We start from the raw sequence: 14148 nt of genomic DNA, 5'->3' as shown, positions 1-14148 counted from the left end.
CATCTACCTCAGTTTCAGGGTTGCAAGGCCGATCAGCACCAGGATCACGGTGATGATCCAGAAGCGGACGATCACCCGTGGCTCTGGCCAGCCCTTGAGTTCAAAGTGGTGGTGGATCGGCGCCATGCGGAACACGCGCTTGCCGGTCAGCTTGAAGGAGGCAACCTGGATCACCACCGACAGGGTTTCCATGACGAACACGCCGCCCATGATGAACAGCACGATTTCCTGGCGAACGATCACGGCGATGGTGCCCAGCGCGGCGCCCAGCGCCAGCGCGCCGACGTCACCCATGAATACCTGCGCCGGGTAGGTGTTGAACCACAGGAAGCCCAGGCCGGCACCGATCAGCGCGCCGCAGAACACGATCAGCTCGCCCGAGCCCGGCACATAGGGGATCAGCAGGTATTCGGCGAACTTCACGTTGCCCGACAGGTAGCAGAAGATGCCCAGGGCGCCGCCGACCATCACCGTCGGCATGATCGCCAGGCCGTCGAGGCCGTCAGTGAGGTTGACCGCGTTGCTCGAACCGACAATGACGAAGTAGGTCAGCACGACGAAGCCGATGCCCAGCGGAATGGTGACATCCTTGATGAACGGCAGGATCAGCGTGGTTTCGACGCTGGTCGGCGCGGTCTTGTACAGGAAGACGGCTGCAGCCAGGCCGAACACCGACTGCCAGAAGTACTTCCAGCGGCTTGGCAGGCCACGCGAGTTCTTTTCGATCACCTTGCGGTAGTCATCGACCCAGCCGATGGCACCGAATGCCAGGGTAACGATCAGCACCACCCACACATAGCGGTTGGTCAGGTCGGCCCACAGCAGCGTGCTGACGGCGATGGCGGACAGGATCAGCGCCCCACCCATGGTCGGGGTGCCGGACTTGGACAGGTGCGATTGCGGGCCGTCGTTACGCACGGCCTGGCCGATCTGGCGTATTTGCAGGGTACGGATCATCCACGGCCCCAGCCACAGCGCCAGGGACAACGCGGTCAGCACACCCAGAATCCCGCGCAGGGACAGGTACTGGAAGACCGCGAAGCCTTTGTGGAACTGTTGCAGATACTCGGCCAACAGCAGCAGCATTAATGTTTCTCCCCGCTGGCACCGCACAATGCCGCCACGACGTTTTCCATCGCAGCACTGCGCGAGCCCTTGATCAAGATAGTGGTGTCGCTGGCATTCTCGGCGCCAACCGCGTCGATCAGCTCAGCTTGAGTAGCGAAATGGCGGCCATTGGCTCCGAATGCCTTGACCGCGTGTGTCATGTTGGAACCCACTGCGTACAGGGCGTCGACCTTGCCACGCGCGTAGTCACCCACCTGACGGTGGCCTTCTTCCGCCCATTGCCCCAGTTCGCCGATATCCCCAAGCACCAAGACGGTGCGCCCGGAAAAGCCGGCGAGTATATCAATGGCCGCGCACATGGAGGTGGGATTTGCGTTGTAACTGTCGTCGATCACCCGCACGCCGTTCGGCGCGATCTGCGCCACGGTACGGCCCTTGACCGGTTGCACGGCAGCCAAGCCTGCGGCGATGCCGCTCAGGCTCAGACCAACGGCATGGGCAGCGGCAGCGGCGGCCAGGGCATTGCTGACGTTGTGCTCACCGAGCACATTGAGTTGCACGTCTACCGTGTCGCCAGCGCCATGGAGCTTGAACGACGGGCAACCACGGGCATCGCGGCCGATGTCAGAGGCATGGAAATCGGCCTTTGGATTGTTGCGGGCAAAGCTGAAGACTTTGTGCGCGCCGGCACGTGCCTTCCATATATCAAAGGCCTTGTCGTCCAGGTTGAGGATGGCGATACCGCCCTCGCCCAGGCCTTCGAGAATCTCGCCCTTGGCTTCGACGATCTTTTCCGGGCCGCCGAACTCGCCAACGTGGGCGGTGCCGGCGTTGTTGATGATGACCACCTGGGGCCGGGTCAGGCCGACGGTGTAGCGGATCTCGCCAATGCGCGAGGCGCCCAGCTCGATCACCGCGGCGCTGTGCTCGGGAGCGATCTCCAGCAGGGTCAGCGGCGCGCCGAGGTCGTTGTTCAGGTTGCCGCGGGTGGCGTGCACCAGGCCACGGGTGCGCAGGATGCTGGCGAGCATCTCCTTGACCGTGGTCTTGCCGCTGGAACCGGTGATGGCCACCACCGGTTTGTCGAATGCAGCACGGTTCAGCGCGCCAAGCTGGCCGAGGGCCAGGCGGCAATCGGCGACCAGCAGCTGCGGCAGGTCGACATCGGCCACTTCACGCTCGACCAGGGCAGCGACAGCGCCCTTGGCCTTCACATCGGCCAGGTAGTCGTGGCCATCGAAGCGCGGGCCGGCCAGGGCCACGAACAGTTGCCCGGCGCCAACACTGCGGCTGTCGATGCTGACGCCGGTGAAGGTGGCGTCGGCACCGACTTGTTGACCACCCAGCGCTTTGGTCAGCTGGCTGAGTGACATCGGCTTAAGCATGTGGAGCCTCCCAGGCTGCAAGTGCCTTTTCGGCCTCGGTCAAATCGGAGAAATCATGGCGCTCGCCATTGATCTCCTGGTAATCCTCGTGCCCCTTGCCGGCCAGCACGATCACATCGTCGGCAGCGGCGGTGGCGATCAGGTGCGCAATGGCTTCGCCACGACCGGCAACGAACTCGACCTCGGCAGGCTTGGCGAAACCCGGGCGGATGTCATCAAAGATGCGCAGCGGGTCTTCAGTACGCGGGTTGTCATCGGTTACCAGCACGCGGTCGGCCAGGCGCTCGGCCACTTCGGCCATCAGCGGGCGCTTGCCGCGGTCTCGGTCGCCGCCGCAGCCGAACAGGCACAGCAGCTTGCCGTGCGCATGCGGGCGCAGGGCTTCGAGCACTTTCTCCAGGGCGTCCGGCGTGTGCGCATAGTCGACCACCACCAGCGGTTTGTCGCCCCCACCCAGGCGCTGCATGCGGCCGATCGGCCCCTGCAGCTGCGGGGTGACCTTGAGGATTTCGTCCAGCGCGTAGTCCAGCGCCAACAGGGTCGCCACGGCGGCGAGCATGTTGCTCAGGTTGAAGCGGCCCAGCAACTGGCTGCGCAGGGTACGTTCGCCTTGGGCGGTGACCAGGGTGGCGCGCACGCCATCGTCATTGAACACGGCTTCACGGCAGTACAGCGAGGCCTCCGGGTTCTCCAGGCTGTAGCTGAGCAACCGGGTCTCGATATGGTCGACACTCGGGCGGCGGGCAAAATCGGCGGCCAGGCGACGGCCGAAATCGTCATCCAGGTTGACCACCTGGCAACGCAGGCTCGGCCAGGCGAACAGCTTGGCCTTGGCGGCCTCGTAGGCCTCCATGCTGCCGTGGTAGTCCAGGTGGTCGCGGGACAGGTTGGTCATGACCGCGATGTCGAATTCCAGAGCGGCGACCCGGCCCTGCTCCAGGGCGTGGGAGGAAACCTCCATGGCCACGGCCTTGGCGCCACCTTTCTTGAGGTCGTTGAGGGTCGACTGTACGGCGATCGGGTCGGGCGTGGTCAGGCGACCACTCTGCAGCTCACCATAGAAGCCGGTACCCAGGGTGCCGATCAGGCCGCAACGCTGGCCAAGCAAGTCCAGCGCCTGGGCCACCAGCTGGGTGACGCTGGTCTTGCCGTTGGTACCGGTAACGCCCACCAGGTTCAGCTGGCGGCTCGGTTCGCCATAGAAGCGACCTGCGATATCCGAAAGCTGGGCGATCAGGCCCTTGACCGGGATGAGCGGCACATCGGTGATAGGCAGGACGCTCGTGCCCTGCTCTTCATAGGCTACAGCGGCAGCGCCACGCGCCAGGGCATCGGCGATATGCTCGCGGCCATCGACCTTGGCGCCCGGAACAGCCAGGAACAGATCACCCGGACGCACATTGCGGCTGTCCAGCGTCAGTTCACGGATCAACGGGTCACGGCTGGCGTGAGCGAAAAGCTTGCTCAATGGCATTGTCATCATCCACGCCCTCCCTTGGCGGTTGCAGCAGCATTGACTTGCGATTGTTCTACAGGTGCCGATGGAGGCAGGTTGTCTGGCGGAACGTTCATCAGGCGCAGAGTGCCGGACATGACCTTGCTGAACACCGGTGCCGAAACCAGGCCACCGAAGTAACCGCCCTTGCCAGGCTCATCGATTACCACGACGATGGCATAGCGCGGGTCGCTCATCGGCCCGAAGCCGGCGAACAGCGAGCGGTAGGCGTTTTCGGTGTAGCCCTTGGAACCGACGGTGGCCTTACGGGCGGTACCTGACTTGCCGGCCACGTGGTAGAACGGAACCTGGGCACGGAACACCCCGCGCGGCGCTTCGATCACCTGCTGCAGCATGCCCTGAATGGTTTCGGCGGTTTCCTTCGGAATGGCCTGCACCGCTTCCGGGGCCTTGTCGACCTTGAGGATCGACAGCGGCACCATCTTGCCGTCGTTGGCCAGCGCCGCGTATGCATGCACCAGCTGCAGGGCGGTCACCGACACGCCATAGCCATAGGACAGGGTCGCAGTCTCGGCCTTGCGCCACTCGCGATGGTTGGGCAGGTTGCCGACGCGCTCGCCGGGGAAGCCAAGGCCGGTGTACTGACCCAGGCCGACCTGGGACATGACCCGGTAGATGGCCTCGCCGCCGATGTCGAAGGCGATCTTGCTCATGCCGACGTTACTGGAGTTGATCAGGATACCGGTCAGGTCGAGGATCGGGCCTTCGCTCCTGGACACGTCCTTGATGGTGTAGCGACCAATTTGCAGGCTGCCCGGGTACACCTCGACCTTGTCGGTCGGCTTCCAGCGGCCACTTTCCAGTGCCGCACTCATGGAGATCGGCTTGACCGTGGAGCCCGGCTCGAACACGTCGATGATCGCGCGGTTACGCATGGCGGCCGGGAACATGCTGCGGCGGTTGTTGGGGTTGTAGGTCGGCTGGTTGACCATGGCCAGGACCTCACCGGTCTTGACGTCCATGATCACCAGGCTGCCGGCCTTGGCATCCTGTTCGGCAATGGCGTTGCGCAGCTCGCGGGTGGCCAGGTACTGCAGGCGCAGGTCTATCGACAACGCCAAGGTCTTCCCGGCCTTGGCGTTCTTGGTTACCTGGATGTCCTTGATCAGCCGGCCGCGCCGGTCCTTGATCACCTGCCGCTTGCCGGGTACGCCAGCCAGCCATTCGTCATAGGCCAGCTCCACCCCTTCGCGACCGTGGTCGTCGAGGTCGGTGAAGCCGACCATGTGCGCGGTGACATCACCGGCCGGGTAGAAGCGGCGGAATTCTTCCAGGCCATACACGCCCGGCACTTTCAGGTCGAGCACATGCTGGCCCTGCTCCGGGGTCAGGCCGCGGACCAGGTAGATGAACTCTTTGCTGGCCTGCTGGGTCAGGCGCTCGGTCAGCTGCTGCGTGTTCTGCCCCAGTGCTGCTGCCAGCTGCGGCCAGCGGTCCTTGGAGGCCTGCATTTCCTTTGGGTTGGCCCACAGGGTGGTGACCGGGGTACTGACCGCCAACGGTTCACCGTTACGGTCGGTGATCAGGCCGCGGTGAGCCGGGATAGGGATGTGACGCAGGCTGCGCGCATCGCCCTGCCCCTTGAGGAAATCACGGTCGACTACCTGCAGGTCGATGATGCGCCAGCAGATGGCACCGACCATCAGCGCCAGCAAGCCGATCACCACGCGGAAGCGCCAGGGGTAGAGTGCGCCTTCGAGCTTCATCATGGCGCCACCATCCGCACTTCGTCAGCCGAAGGTACGCGCATCTTCAGTTGCTCGGAAGCCAGGTTCTCGATGCGACTGGCGGCGGTCCAGGTGCTTTGTTCGAGAATCAGCCGGCCCCATTCGGCCTGGGCCTTGTCACGTTCGTTCAATTCGCCGTACAGCGTGTTGAGCAACTGACGGTTCCAGTGCGCGCTGTAGGACACGGCGATGGCCGAAACCAGCACGGCAACGAACAGCAGAAGCATCAGGAAGCTTCCGCCTGGCAAAGGTTTGGCAAACAGCCTGCTCACCGCAGCTTCTCCGCCACCCGCATAACGGCGCTGCGCGCCCGCGGGTTGGCCTTGAGCTCGGCGTCGGAAGCGAACTGAGCCTTGCCGATGAGCTTGATTTTCGGCTCGAAGACCTTGTGCTGTACCGGCAGGTTGCGCGGCAGGTTGTCAGCCTCGCCCTTGGCCAGCCTGCGCATGAACAGCTTGACGATGCGGTCTTCCAGCGAATGGAAGCTGATCACTGCCAGGCGGCCGCCCACTTCCAGCGCATCGATCGCGGCCTCCAGGCCTGCCTCGAGATCACCCAATTCGTTGTTGACGTGAATACGCAGGCCCTGGAAGGCGCGGGTCGCCGGGTTCTTGCCCTTCTCCCAGGCCGGGTTGGCCACCTTCAGCACCTCGGCGAGGTCGCCGGTGCGGGTGAACGGTTGCTGTTCGCGGCGCTGCACCACGGCGCGAGCCATGCGCTTGGCGAAACGCTCTTCGCCGTACTCCTTGAACACACGGGCTATTTCTTCTTCAGGTGCAGTGGCGATGAACTCGGCGGCGCTGATGCCCTGGTCCGGGTTCATGCGCATGTCCAGCGGGCCATCATTGAGGAAGCTGAAGCCCCGCTCGGGGTCATCCAGCTGCGGCGAGGAAACGCCCAAGTCCAGCAATACGCCGCTGACCTTGCCATCCAGGCCACGCTCGGCCACTTCCGCGCCCAGCTCGGCAAAGCTGCGCTGCACAATGACAAAGCGGCCGTCTTCGGCCGCCAGCGCTTGCCCCGTGGCAATCGCCTGTGGATCTTTGTCGAAACCCAGCAGCCGCCCTTGCGGCCCGAGCTTGCTGAGAATCAGCCGGCTGTGCCCGCCACGGCCAAAGGTGCCGTCCAGATAGCAACCGTCGGCGCGCAGGGCCAATGCCTCGACAGCTTCGTCGAGCAGGACGGTAATGTGGTTGAAGCCGCTATCTATGGTCACAGGATCAGGTCACGCAATTCGTCGGGCATGGCGCCCGGTTGTTGAATAGCTGCAAGGTCTGCTGCCGAAACCGCGTTCCAGGCATCTTCATCCCACAGCTGGAATTTGTTCAGTTGCCCCACCAGCATCGCCTTCTTGTCGAGCTTGGCGTACTCACGCAGACGGGGCGGTACCAGGAAACGCCCACTGCCATCGAGCTCCAGGTCAACCGCGTTACCGATCAGCAAACGCTGAAGGCGGCGGTTTTCCTCACGCAACGATGGCAAGGCACGCAACTTGGCTTCTATCTGTTCCCACTCATCGAGGGGATAAACACACAAGCAGGGGTCAACGGCGTCGATGGTCACGATCAGCTGACCATTGCAACGCGAATCGAGCTCGTCACGGTACCGGCTCGGCATGGCGAGACGGCCCTTGGCATCGAGGCTGACGGCGTTGGCTCCGCGGAACACGGCTGCGATTCCCCACAATGTTAGCTTTTTTGTGCCAGAAAACCCACTTCATCCCACTTTCTGCCACTTGCGCACACTATAGGAATCCGCCCGCAGCACCGTCAAGGCACGTTCGGAAGGAAAAGCCTTACAGGACCGAGATTTAGCGCAATAAAGGAATGCGGAAGGACTACTGAGCAGAAAAAAACACGAGAAAAATCAAACCCACGCAGGCGAATGGAGTTCGAAGTTAAAGTGATTTATTAAGAGTAAGATTTTTTCGGTATTACCAGAGGGCATCTGCTATCGAATAAAGCAGGGAGGGAAAGGTGGAGAGTCGATCTGTAAGCCGGGTTTTGTCGAGGACAGTCATTCCTCTACGACGGCCATCACTGGACGCCTCTAGCAACCTACCCGGTTCCGACGCGGGCCACGCCTGATGGAACCCTATTTGGTCTTGCTCCGAGTGGGGTTTACCTAGCCACGAACTGTTGCCAGCCGTGCGGTGCGCTCTTACCGCACCTTTTCACCCTTACCGGCACCGAAGTGCTTAGGCGGTTATTTTCTGTGGCACTTTCCGTAGGCTCGCGCCTCCCAGGCGTTACCTGGCACTCTGCCCTATGGAGCCCGGACTTTCCTCCCCCTACTGTTGCGGAACAAAAGCAGGCAGCGACTGTCCGATCGACTCTCCGCCGCCAAGATTAACGGCACGCGCGCCCAAGAACAAGCAATACCGGCATTTATATCAATATGCCACTATTCGGCTTTCTGCTTTTCCAGTGCAAGTTGATACAGCAGGTTCTTGCGCACCCCGGTAATTTCCGCAGCCAGCGCCGCCGCCCGCTTGAGTGGCAGCTCGGCCAGCAGCAGGTCGAGCACCCGTTGCGCTTCGGCACTGATCGCCTGTTCGCCCTCCGGCGCACTCCAGCCACCAACCAGTACCACGCACTCACCGCGCTGCTGGTTGCTGTCACCAGCAACGAAGGCGCGAAGCTCGGCCAGGGGCAGGCCCTTGAGGGTCTCGAAGGTCTTGGTCAGTTCACGCGCCAACAGCGCCGGGCGCTCGCCACCGAATACCGCTTCCATGTCTTCAAGGCATTCCAGGATACGGTGCGGGGCCTCGTAGAAGATCAGCGTGCGCGGTTCTTCCTTTACCTGCTCCAGGCGCGCCCGCCGTCCCGCCGCCTTGGCCGGCAGGAAGCCTTCGAAGATGAAACGGTCCGACGGCAGGCCGGCTGCCGACAGCGCAGCGATCAGAGCGCAGGCGCCCGGCACCGGGACCACATTTACCCCCGCAGCACGCGCCTGGCGCACCAGGTGGTACCCCGGATCGGAAATCAGCGGCGTGCCGGCATCGGAAACCAACGCCACATTCTCGCCCGCCAGCAGCTTGGTGAGAAAACGCCCACCCTCGTCACGCTCGTTGTGTTCATGGCAGGCCGCCAGCGGCGTGTCGATGCCGAAGTGCTGCAGCAGACGGATCGAATGACGGGTATCTTCCGCCGCGATCAGGGCCACGTCCGCCAGCACCTTCAGCGCCCGGGCACTCATGTCGTCGAGGTTGCCGATAGGGGTTGCGACCACATACAGCGTCCCCACCGTGGATTTCGAAGCCCCTGCCACATCAGTCACTGCGCACACCTGTCGTTCGGATCAAAGGCGCCATTGTAGCCCGAGCGCCTGCAACAGGGCGCAAAGAACTTCGCCGACGACCGATGGCAGGCCTCCTATAGTGAAGGATCGACACGGCAACATCGCGCCCCGGCCAGCGCTTGGGTACAATTGCCGGCCACCTTGATCGAGTAACAGGACCTTTACATGATCGCTTGCCTGCGGCTGTTCACAGCCCTCTGCCTTGCTGCCTTGCTGGCAGCCTGCGCCAGCTCGCCCTCATCCAGCCTGGGCGAACTGCCACGCACCCCGGACGCCAGCATCGAGCAACTGCTCGAAAAGGCTGCTTCCAGCAAGTCCGCGGAAGACGCCGCCCTGCTGCGCCTGAGCGCAGCCGACCTGGCCTACAGGCAGAAGGACTTCCCACGCGCCGCACGCATCCTCGAGCAGGTGCCGCTGGACACGCTCAAGCCGGCCCAGCAAGTGTTCGCCAGCACCCTCGGAGCCGAGCTGGCCATGAGCCGCAACCAGCCCAAGGCTGCCCTGGCTGCCCTGGCCCACCCCAGCCTGCAGCGCGTCGCCGAACTGCCGCAAGAACAGCAAGCGCGCACCTACAGCGTGCACGCGGCCGCCCTCGAAGCCGATGGCCAGGCCCTCGCCGCCGCGCAACAGCGCGTGCTGCTGGCCCCGCTGCTCAGCGGCCAGGCCGCCAGCGCCAACAATGACGCCATCTGGGCACTGGTCGCCTCGCTGCCGGCAGAGCAACTGCAGCAGCCAGGCAACGACCAGACCCTTGCCGGCTGGACCAGCCTGGCCTTCGCGGTAAAAAGCGCCGGCACCCTGGAGCAGCAGCAAGCGGCGATCGACGCCTGGGTCAAGCAGCACCCGGACCACCCGGCCGCCCAGCAACTGCCGCTGGCTCTGACCAAGCTCAAGGAGCTGGCCAGCCAACCGCTGACCAAGATTGCCCTGCTGCTGCCTCAGGAAGGCCCGCTTGCCGGTGTTGCCCGCGCCCTGCGTGACGGTTTCATGGCTGCACACTTCCAGGCCCAGCAAGCCGGCCAGCAGGCGCCAGCCGTGCAGGTATTCGACAGCTCGCGCATCGGCTCGCTCGACGACTTCTATCGCCAGGCCCAGGCCGCAGGCGTACAGCTGGTCATCGGCCCGCTGGAAAAACCGCTGGTCAAGCAACTGGCTGCCAAGCCACAACTGCCGATCACCACCCTGGCCCTGAACTACGCCGACGCCGGCCAGAAGGCTCCACCGCAGCTGTTCCAGTTCGGCCTCGCTGCCGAAGACGAAGCCCGTGAAGTGGCCCGTCGCGCCCGCGCCGATGGCATGGTCCGCGCAGTTGCCCTGGTGCCGAGCGGCGAATGGGGCGATCGTGTGCTTGCCGCCTTCCGCCAGGACTGGGAAGGCAACGGTGGCACTCTGCTCGCCGCCGAACGCATCGCCCAGCCGGTCGCATTGGCCCAGCAGATTGCCGACCTGTTCCAGCTGCGCCAGAGCGAAGGCCGCGCCAAGAGCCTGCAGAGCACGGTAGGTGGCAGCATCGCCGCGCAGCCGTCGCGCCGCCAGGACATCGACTTCATCTTCCTCGCCTCGACCCCGCAACAGGCCCAGCAGATCAAGCCGACCCTGAACTTCCAGTACGCCGGTGACGTACCGGTCTACGCCACCTCGAACCTGTACAGCGCCAGTGGTGACGTCAACCAGTACAACGACATGAACGGTATCCGCTTCTGCGAAACCCCGTGGCTGCTCGATACCAGCAACAGCCTGCGCCAGCAGGTCGTGCAGCAATGGCCGCAAGCGGCAGGCAGCCTGGGCCGCCTGTATGCCATGGGCGTCGACGCCTACAGCCTGGCGCCGCGCCTGGGCCAGCTGAAAGCACTACCGGACAACCGCGTACTGGGCCTTTCGGGCAGCCTGAGCATGAACGCCAACCAGCGTGTCGAGCGCCAGCTACCTTGGGCCGAGTTCGTCGGTGGCCAGGTCCAGCGCCTGCCTGACACTCCTCGCTGATGGCAGCAGCGTCGCCCACCAGCGCCGGGCAGGCAGCGGAAAGCCAGGCCCTTGAATATCTTCAAGGGCAGGGCCTGCAACTGCTGGCGCGCAACTGGCGATGCAAAGGCGGTGAGCTTGATCTGGTCATGCTCGACGCCGATACAGTAGTATTCGTCGAAGTCCGCTACCGGTTGCACGCGGGCTTCGGTGGCGCCCTTGGCAGTATCGACGGGCGCAAGCAGAAACGGTTGGTGCTCGCCGCCAGCCTGTTCCTGCAGAAGGAGCCCCACTGGGGCAACCACCCCTGCCGCTTCGACGTAGTCGCCCTACAGGGCAGCCACCATGCAGGCAGACCGCTTCAATGGCTGAAAAACGCCTTCGAATGCTGAACCCATTCCGATTTTTTTGCTCTATGTTTCGCGGGCTGGTCGTTGTTGCGCGTAGCAAAGGCCACCGCCCCACTTAAGGTCACCAGATGGACATGCAATCCCGAATTCGCCGGCTATTCCAGGCCAGCATCGATACCAAGCAACAGGCAATGGACATCCTGGCACCGCACATCGAGCAGGCCAGCCTGGTCATGGTCAACGCGCTGCTCAACGAGGGCAAGATGCTCGCCTGTGGCAACGGCGGCTCGGCCGGCGATGCCCAGCACTTTTCCTCCGAGCTGCTCAACCGCTTCGAGCGCGAACGCCCGAGCCTGCCGGCCATCGCGCTGACCACCGACAGCTCGACCTTGACCTCGATCGCCAACGACTACAGCTACAACGAAGTCTTTTCCAAGCAGATCCGCGCGCTGGGCCAGCCCGGTGACGTTCTGCTGGCGATCTCCACCAGCGGCAACTCGGCCAACGTGATCCAGGCGATCCAGGCCGCACATGACCGCGAAATGATTGTCGTAGCATTGACTGGTCGCGATGGCGGCGGCATGGCTTCGCTGCTGCTGCCCGAAGACGTGGAAATCCGCATACCTTCGACGGTTACCGCGCGTATCCAGGAAGTCCACCTGCTGGCGATCCACTGCCTGTGTGATCTGATCGACAGCCAACTGTTCGGGAGTGAAGAATGACCCCTATGCGCCTCGGCCTTATGGCCCTGACACTGTGCCTGAGCGTCACTGGTTGCAGCTCGGTACTGACCTCTACCCGCAATTCGCCGATCGAGGACGATCGCGGAACGCGCACCATCGGCAGCAAGATCGACGACTCGCTGATCGAAACCAAGGCTTCGGTCAACATCGCCAAGGCCAGCCCTGACCTGGACAAAGGTTCGCACATCGTTGTCAGCAGCTACAACGGCATCGTCCTGCTGGCCGGCCAGACACCGCGCGCCGACCTCAAGAGCCTCGCCGAGCAGACTGCCAGCCAGGTACAGCGCGTCAAGAAAGTGCACAACGAGCTGCAGGTGATGCAACCCTCCTCCATCCTGGCGCGCAACAACGACGCCTGGCTGACCACCAAGATCAAGACCCAGATGCTGACCGACAATGCCGTGCCCAGCTCGCGCATCAAGGTGATTACCGAGAATGGCATCGTTTACCTGCTCGGCCTGGTGACCCAGCAGGAGGCCAACTCGGCCACTGCCGTGGTACAGGGCGTGTCGGGTGTGCAGAAGATCGTCAAGCTGTTCGAGTACATCGACTGATTCACTGATTGCCTGCACCGGCCTATTCGCGGGTAAACCCGCCCCCACAGGGATCTCACAGCTTTCGAGACTTGTTGTATTCCTGTGGGAGCGGGTTTACCCGCGAAAAGGCCAGCACAGGCGACAACACTGCCCCACCCTTCAGAAATCCAGGAAACACCGCATGAAAAAGCTTCTGCTGCCTGCCCTGCTGTTCGGCACTTTCGCCACCCTGGCCGGCTGCTCTACACCAAGCCTGATCACCCTCAACGATGGCCGTGAAATCCAGGCCGTCGACGTACCGAAGTTCGACCGTGACGCCGGCTTCTATGAGTTCCAGCAACTCGACGGCAAGCGTACCCGCATCAACAAGGACCAGGTACGTACCATCAGCGACCTGTAAGCAGGGCTGGCGTAATTAAAAAAAGGCGATCCGGTTGGATCGCCTTTTTTATTACTTGACCACTTTCAGACTTGGTCGACCAGTCGGGCGTGGCGGCTGGCCACCACCCTCTGGCGGGCCATCGTCATCCGGCTGCACATCATCATCTTCCTGCTCATCGTCATCCATCATGGACGACTCCAGCTCGAAGACCATACCCTGGCCATTCTCGCGGGCGTAAATACCCAGGATGGCGCCAACCGGCACGTACAGCGAGTGAGCCACGCCACCGAAGCGGCCCTCGAAGCTGACCGCGTCGTTGTCCATGTGCAGGCTGCGCACGGCACTTGGCGAGATGTTCAAGACGATCTGGCCATCACTGGCGAAACCGTCCGGCACCTGGACCTTCGGGAATTCGGCATTGACCAGCATATGGGGCGTGCAATCGTTGTCGACGATCCACTCGTACAGTGCTCGAACCAGATAGGGGCGACTGGAGTTCATCAACGGCTCCTTAAAGCTTGCGCATTTCACGTTCTACAGAGGACAGGCTCGCCTGGAAAGGCTCGCGGGCGAACTGTCGCTCCATGTAATCCAGCAGCGGCTTGGCTTGCCGCGGCAACTCGATACCCAACACCGGCAGACGCCAGAGGATGGGCAGTAGACAACAATCGACCAGGCTTTGCTCCTCACTCATGAAGCAGGCGTACTCGCCGAACAACGGCGAGACCCCGGTCAGGCTCTCACGCAATGCCTTGCGCGCTTCGGTTCGGGCAGCCTCGCTACTGCGCGGATCGAGCACGGTATCGGCCAGGGAGCACCAGTCGCGCTGGATGCGGTGCATCAGCAAGCGACTGTTCCCCCGCGCAACCGGGTACACCGGCATTAGCGGCGGATGTGGATAACGCTCCTCGAGGTACTCCATCACCACGGTCGATTCATACAGCGCCAGGTCACGGTCGACCAGGGTCGGCACGCTGCCGTAAGGATTCACCTCGACCAGCTTGGGCGGCAGTCGACCGGGATCGACATCGATGACCTGCACGCTGATGCCCTTCTCGGCCAGCACGAGGCGTACCCGATGAGAATAGTGATCAGCGGGGTCGGAATAGCAGGCTAACCTGTTGGTTGCGCCCATGTAGCGCCTCCTCGTACGGGATGCTTGTAAAACTGTAAATGAAA

The 14148-nt window shown here is 63.0% G+C and carries 15 protein-coding genes and 1 other RNA gene; 5 read left to right on the top strand and 11 right to left on the bottom strand.

Annotated elements, in window-relative coordinates; genetic code table 11:
• Positions 1-3 precede the first annotated feature (3 nt).
• From mraY to rsmI, 9 genes are all read right to left on the bottom strand, one after another.
• Positions 4-1086 (bottom strand): phospho-N-acetylmuramoyl-pentapeptide-transferase, encoded by a 1083-nt coding sequence (mraY, locus tag CAG18_RS13290; RefSeq protein ID WP_015271711.1) that lies wholly within the window; start codon positions 1084-1086, stop codon positions 4-6.
• Positions 1086-2453 carry a UDP-N-acetylmuramoyl-tripeptide--D-alanyl-D-alanine ligase gene (gene murF, locus CAG18_RS13285; protein ID WP_015271712.1) on the bottom strand — a complete coding sequence of 456 codons (1368 nt, stop codon included), beginning with the start codon at positions 2451-2453 and terminating at the stop codon, positions 1086-1088. The genes mraY and murF overlap by 1 nt, the downstream gene beginning before the upstream one ends.
• Positions 2446-3936, bottom strand: coding sequence for a UDP-N-acetylmuramoyl-L-alanyl-D-glutamate--2,6-diaminopimelate ligase (murE, locus tag CAG18_RS13280; RefSeq protein WP_170976258.1), 1491 nt, complete (start codon positions 3934-3936; stop codon positions 2446-2448). Before murE ends, murF begins: the two co-directional genes overlap by 8 nt.
• The gene (locus CAG18_RS13275; protein ID WP_178075713.1) at positions 3933-5675 is read right to left on the bottom strand and encodes a penicillin-binding protein 2; all 1743 of its coding nucleotides are present in this window, start codon (positions 5673-5675) and stop codon (positions 3933-3935) included. The genes murE and CAG18_RS13275 overlap by 4 nt, the downstream gene beginning before the upstream one ends.
• Positions 5675-5968 (bottom strand): cell division protein FtsL, encoded by a 294-nt coding sequence (ftsL, locus tag CAG18_RS13270; protein ID WP_003260787.1) that lies wholly within the window; start codon positions 5966-5968, stop codon positions 5675-5677. The genes CAG18_RS13275 and ftsL overlap by 1 nt, the downstream gene beginning before the upstream one ends.
• A complete protein-coding gene (gene rsmH, locus CAG18_RS13265; RefSeq protein ID WP_015271715.1) occupies positions 5965-6912 on the bottom strand; it encodes a 16S rRNA (cytosine(1402)-N(4))-methyltransferase RsmH in 948 nt (315 codons plus the stop codon). The genes ftsL and rsmH overlap by 4 nt, the downstream gene beginning before the upstream one ends.
• A complete protein-coding gene (gene mraZ / locus CAG18_RS13260) occupies positions 6909-7364 on the bottom strand; it encodes a division/cell wall cluster transcriptional repressor MraZ (RefSeq protein WP_004575120.1) in 456 nt (151 codons plus the stop codon). Before mraZ ends, rsmH begins: the two co-directional genes overlap by 4 nt.
• A gap of 308 nt (positions 7365-7672) precedes the next feature.
• Positions 7673-8032, bottom strand: an RNA gene (gene rnpB / locus CAG18_RS13255) — RNase P RNA component class A.
• Positions 8033-8099: 67 nt separating this feature from the next.
• The gene (gene rsmI / locus CAG18_RS13250) at positions 8100-8975 is read right to left on the bottom strand and encodes a 16S rRNA (cytidine(1402)-2'-O)-methyltransferase (protein ID WP_043935900.1); all 876 of its coding nucleotides are present in this window, start codon (positions 8973-8975) and stop codon (positions 8100-8102) included.
• Between the two features lie 186 nt (positions 8976-9161).
• Here rsmI and CAG18_RS13245 point away from each other — a divergent pair, with 186 nt between their 5' ends.
• The 5 genes from CAG18_RS13245 (at position 9162) to CAG18_RS13225 (ending at position 12987) form a co-directional block, all read left to right on the top strand.
• The gene (locus CAG18_RS13245; protein WP_085721012.1) at positions 9162-10979 is read left to right on the top strand and encodes a penicillin-binding protein activator; all 1818 of its coding nucleotides are present in this window, start codon (positions 9162-9164) and stop codon (positions 10977-10979) included.
• On the top strand, positions 10979-11350 hold the full coding sequence (locus CAG18_RS13240; RefSeq protein WP_039613002.1) for a YraN family protein: 372 nt from the start codon (positions 10979-10981) through the stop codon (positions 11348-11350). The genes CAG18_RS13245 and CAG18_RS13240 overlap by 1 nt, the downstream gene beginning before the upstream one ends.
• An 86-nt stretch (positions 11351-11436) precedes the next feature.
• Positions 11437-12030 carry a phosphoheptose isomerase gene (locus tag CAG18_RS13235; protein WP_085721011.1) on the top strand — a complete coding sequence of 198 codons (594 nt, stop codon included), beginning with the start codon at positions 11437-11439 and terminating at the stop codon, positions 12028-12030.
• Entirely contained in the window at positions 12027-12605 is a 579-nt protein-coding gene (locus CAG18_RS13230) for a BON domain-containing protein (RefSeq protein ID WP_015271720.1), read from the top strand. The genes CAG18_RS13235 and CAG18_RS13230 overlap by 4 nt, the downstream gene beginning before the upstream one ends.
• Before the next feature lie 163 nt (positions 12606-12768).
• Complete coding sequence (locus CAG18_RS13225) at positions 12769-12987, top strand: YgdI/YgdR family lipoprotein (RefSeq protein ID WP_003260792.1); 219 nt, start codon at positions 12769-12771, stop codon at positions 12985-12987.
• 51 nt (positions 12988-13038) lie between these two features.
• Here CAG18_RS13225 and CAG18_RS13220 read toward each other — a convergent pair whose 3' ends face one another.
• Together CAG18_RS13220 and CAG18_RS13215 are read right to left on the bottom strand one after the other, a co-directional pair.
• The gene (locus tag CAG18_RS13220) at positions 13039-13470 is read right to left on the bottom strand and encodes a ClpXP protease specificity-enhancing factor (protein WP_039613003.1); all 432 of its coding nucleotides are present in this window, start codon (positions 13468-13470) and stop codon (positions 13039-13041) included.
• A 10-nt stretch (positions 13471-13480) separates the two neighbouring features.
• Positions 13481-14104 (bottom strand): glutathione S-transferase N-terminal domain-containing protein, encoded by a 624-nt coding sequence (locus CAG18_RS13215; RefSeq protein ID WP_015271722.1) that lies wholly within the window; start codon positions 14102-14104, stop codon positions 13481-13483.
• Between the last annotated feature and the right edge of the window lie 44 nt (positions 14105-14148).

Origin of the sequence: Pseudomonas sp. B22(2017) (genome assembly GCF_002113105.1) — a bacterium.
In the GTDB taxonomy this organism is placed as follows: domain Bacteria; phylum Pseudomonadota; class Gammaproteobacteria; order Pseudomonadales; family Pseudomonadaceae; genus Aquipseudomonas; species Aquipseudomonas asiatica.
This window is presented reverse-complemented; position numbering and strand designations above follow the sequence as displayed.

Excerpts from the sequence above, each read along its gene's own strand:
- mraY (WP_015271711.1), bottom strand. The coding sequence starts at position 1,086 with ATGCTGCTGCTGTTGGCCGAGTATCTGCAACAGTTCCACAAAGGCTTC.
- murF (WP_015271712.1), bottom strand. The coding sequence starts at position 2,453 with ATGCTTAAGCCGATGTCACTCAGCCAGCTGACCAAAGCGCTGGGTGGT.
- murE (WP_170976258.1), bottom strand. The coding sequence starts at position 3,936 with ATGATGACAATGCCATTGAGCAAGCTTTTCGCTCACGCCAGCCGTGAC.
- CAG18_RS13275 (WP_178075713.1), bottom strand. The coding sequence starts at position 5,675 with ATGAAGCTCGAAGGCGCACTCTACCCCTGGCGCTTCCGCGTGGTGATC.
- CAG18_RS13245 (WP_085721012.1), top strand. The coding sequence starts at position 9,162 with ATGATCGCTTGCCTGCGGCTGTTCACAGCCCTCTGCCTTGCTGCCTTG.
- CAG18_RS13240 (WP_039613002.1), top strand. The coding sequence starts at position 10,979 with ATGGCAGCAGCGTCGCCCACCAGCGCCGGGCAGGCAGCGGAAAGCCAG.
- CAG18_RS13235 (WP_085721011.1), top strand. The coding sequence starts at position 11,437 with ATGGACATGCAATCCCGAATTCGCCGGCTATTCCAGGCCAGCATCGAT.
- CAG18_RS13230 (WP_015271720.1), top strand. The coding sequence starts at position 12,027 with ATGACCCCTATGCGCCTCGGCCTTATGGCCCTGACACTGTGCCTGAGC.
- CAG18_RS13225 (WP_003260792.1), top strand. The coding sequence starts at position 12,769 with ATGAAAAAGCTTCTGCTGCCTGCCCTGCTGTTCGGCACTTTCGCCACC.
- CAG18_RS13220 (WP_039613003.1), bottom strand. The coding sequence starts at position 13,470 with ATGAACTCCAGTCGCCCCTATCTGGTTCGAGCACTGTACGAGTGGATC.
- CAG18_RS13215 (WP_015271722.1), bottom strand. The coding sequence starts at position 14,104 with ATGGGCGCAACCAACAGGTTAGCCTGCTATTCCGACCCCGCTGATCAC.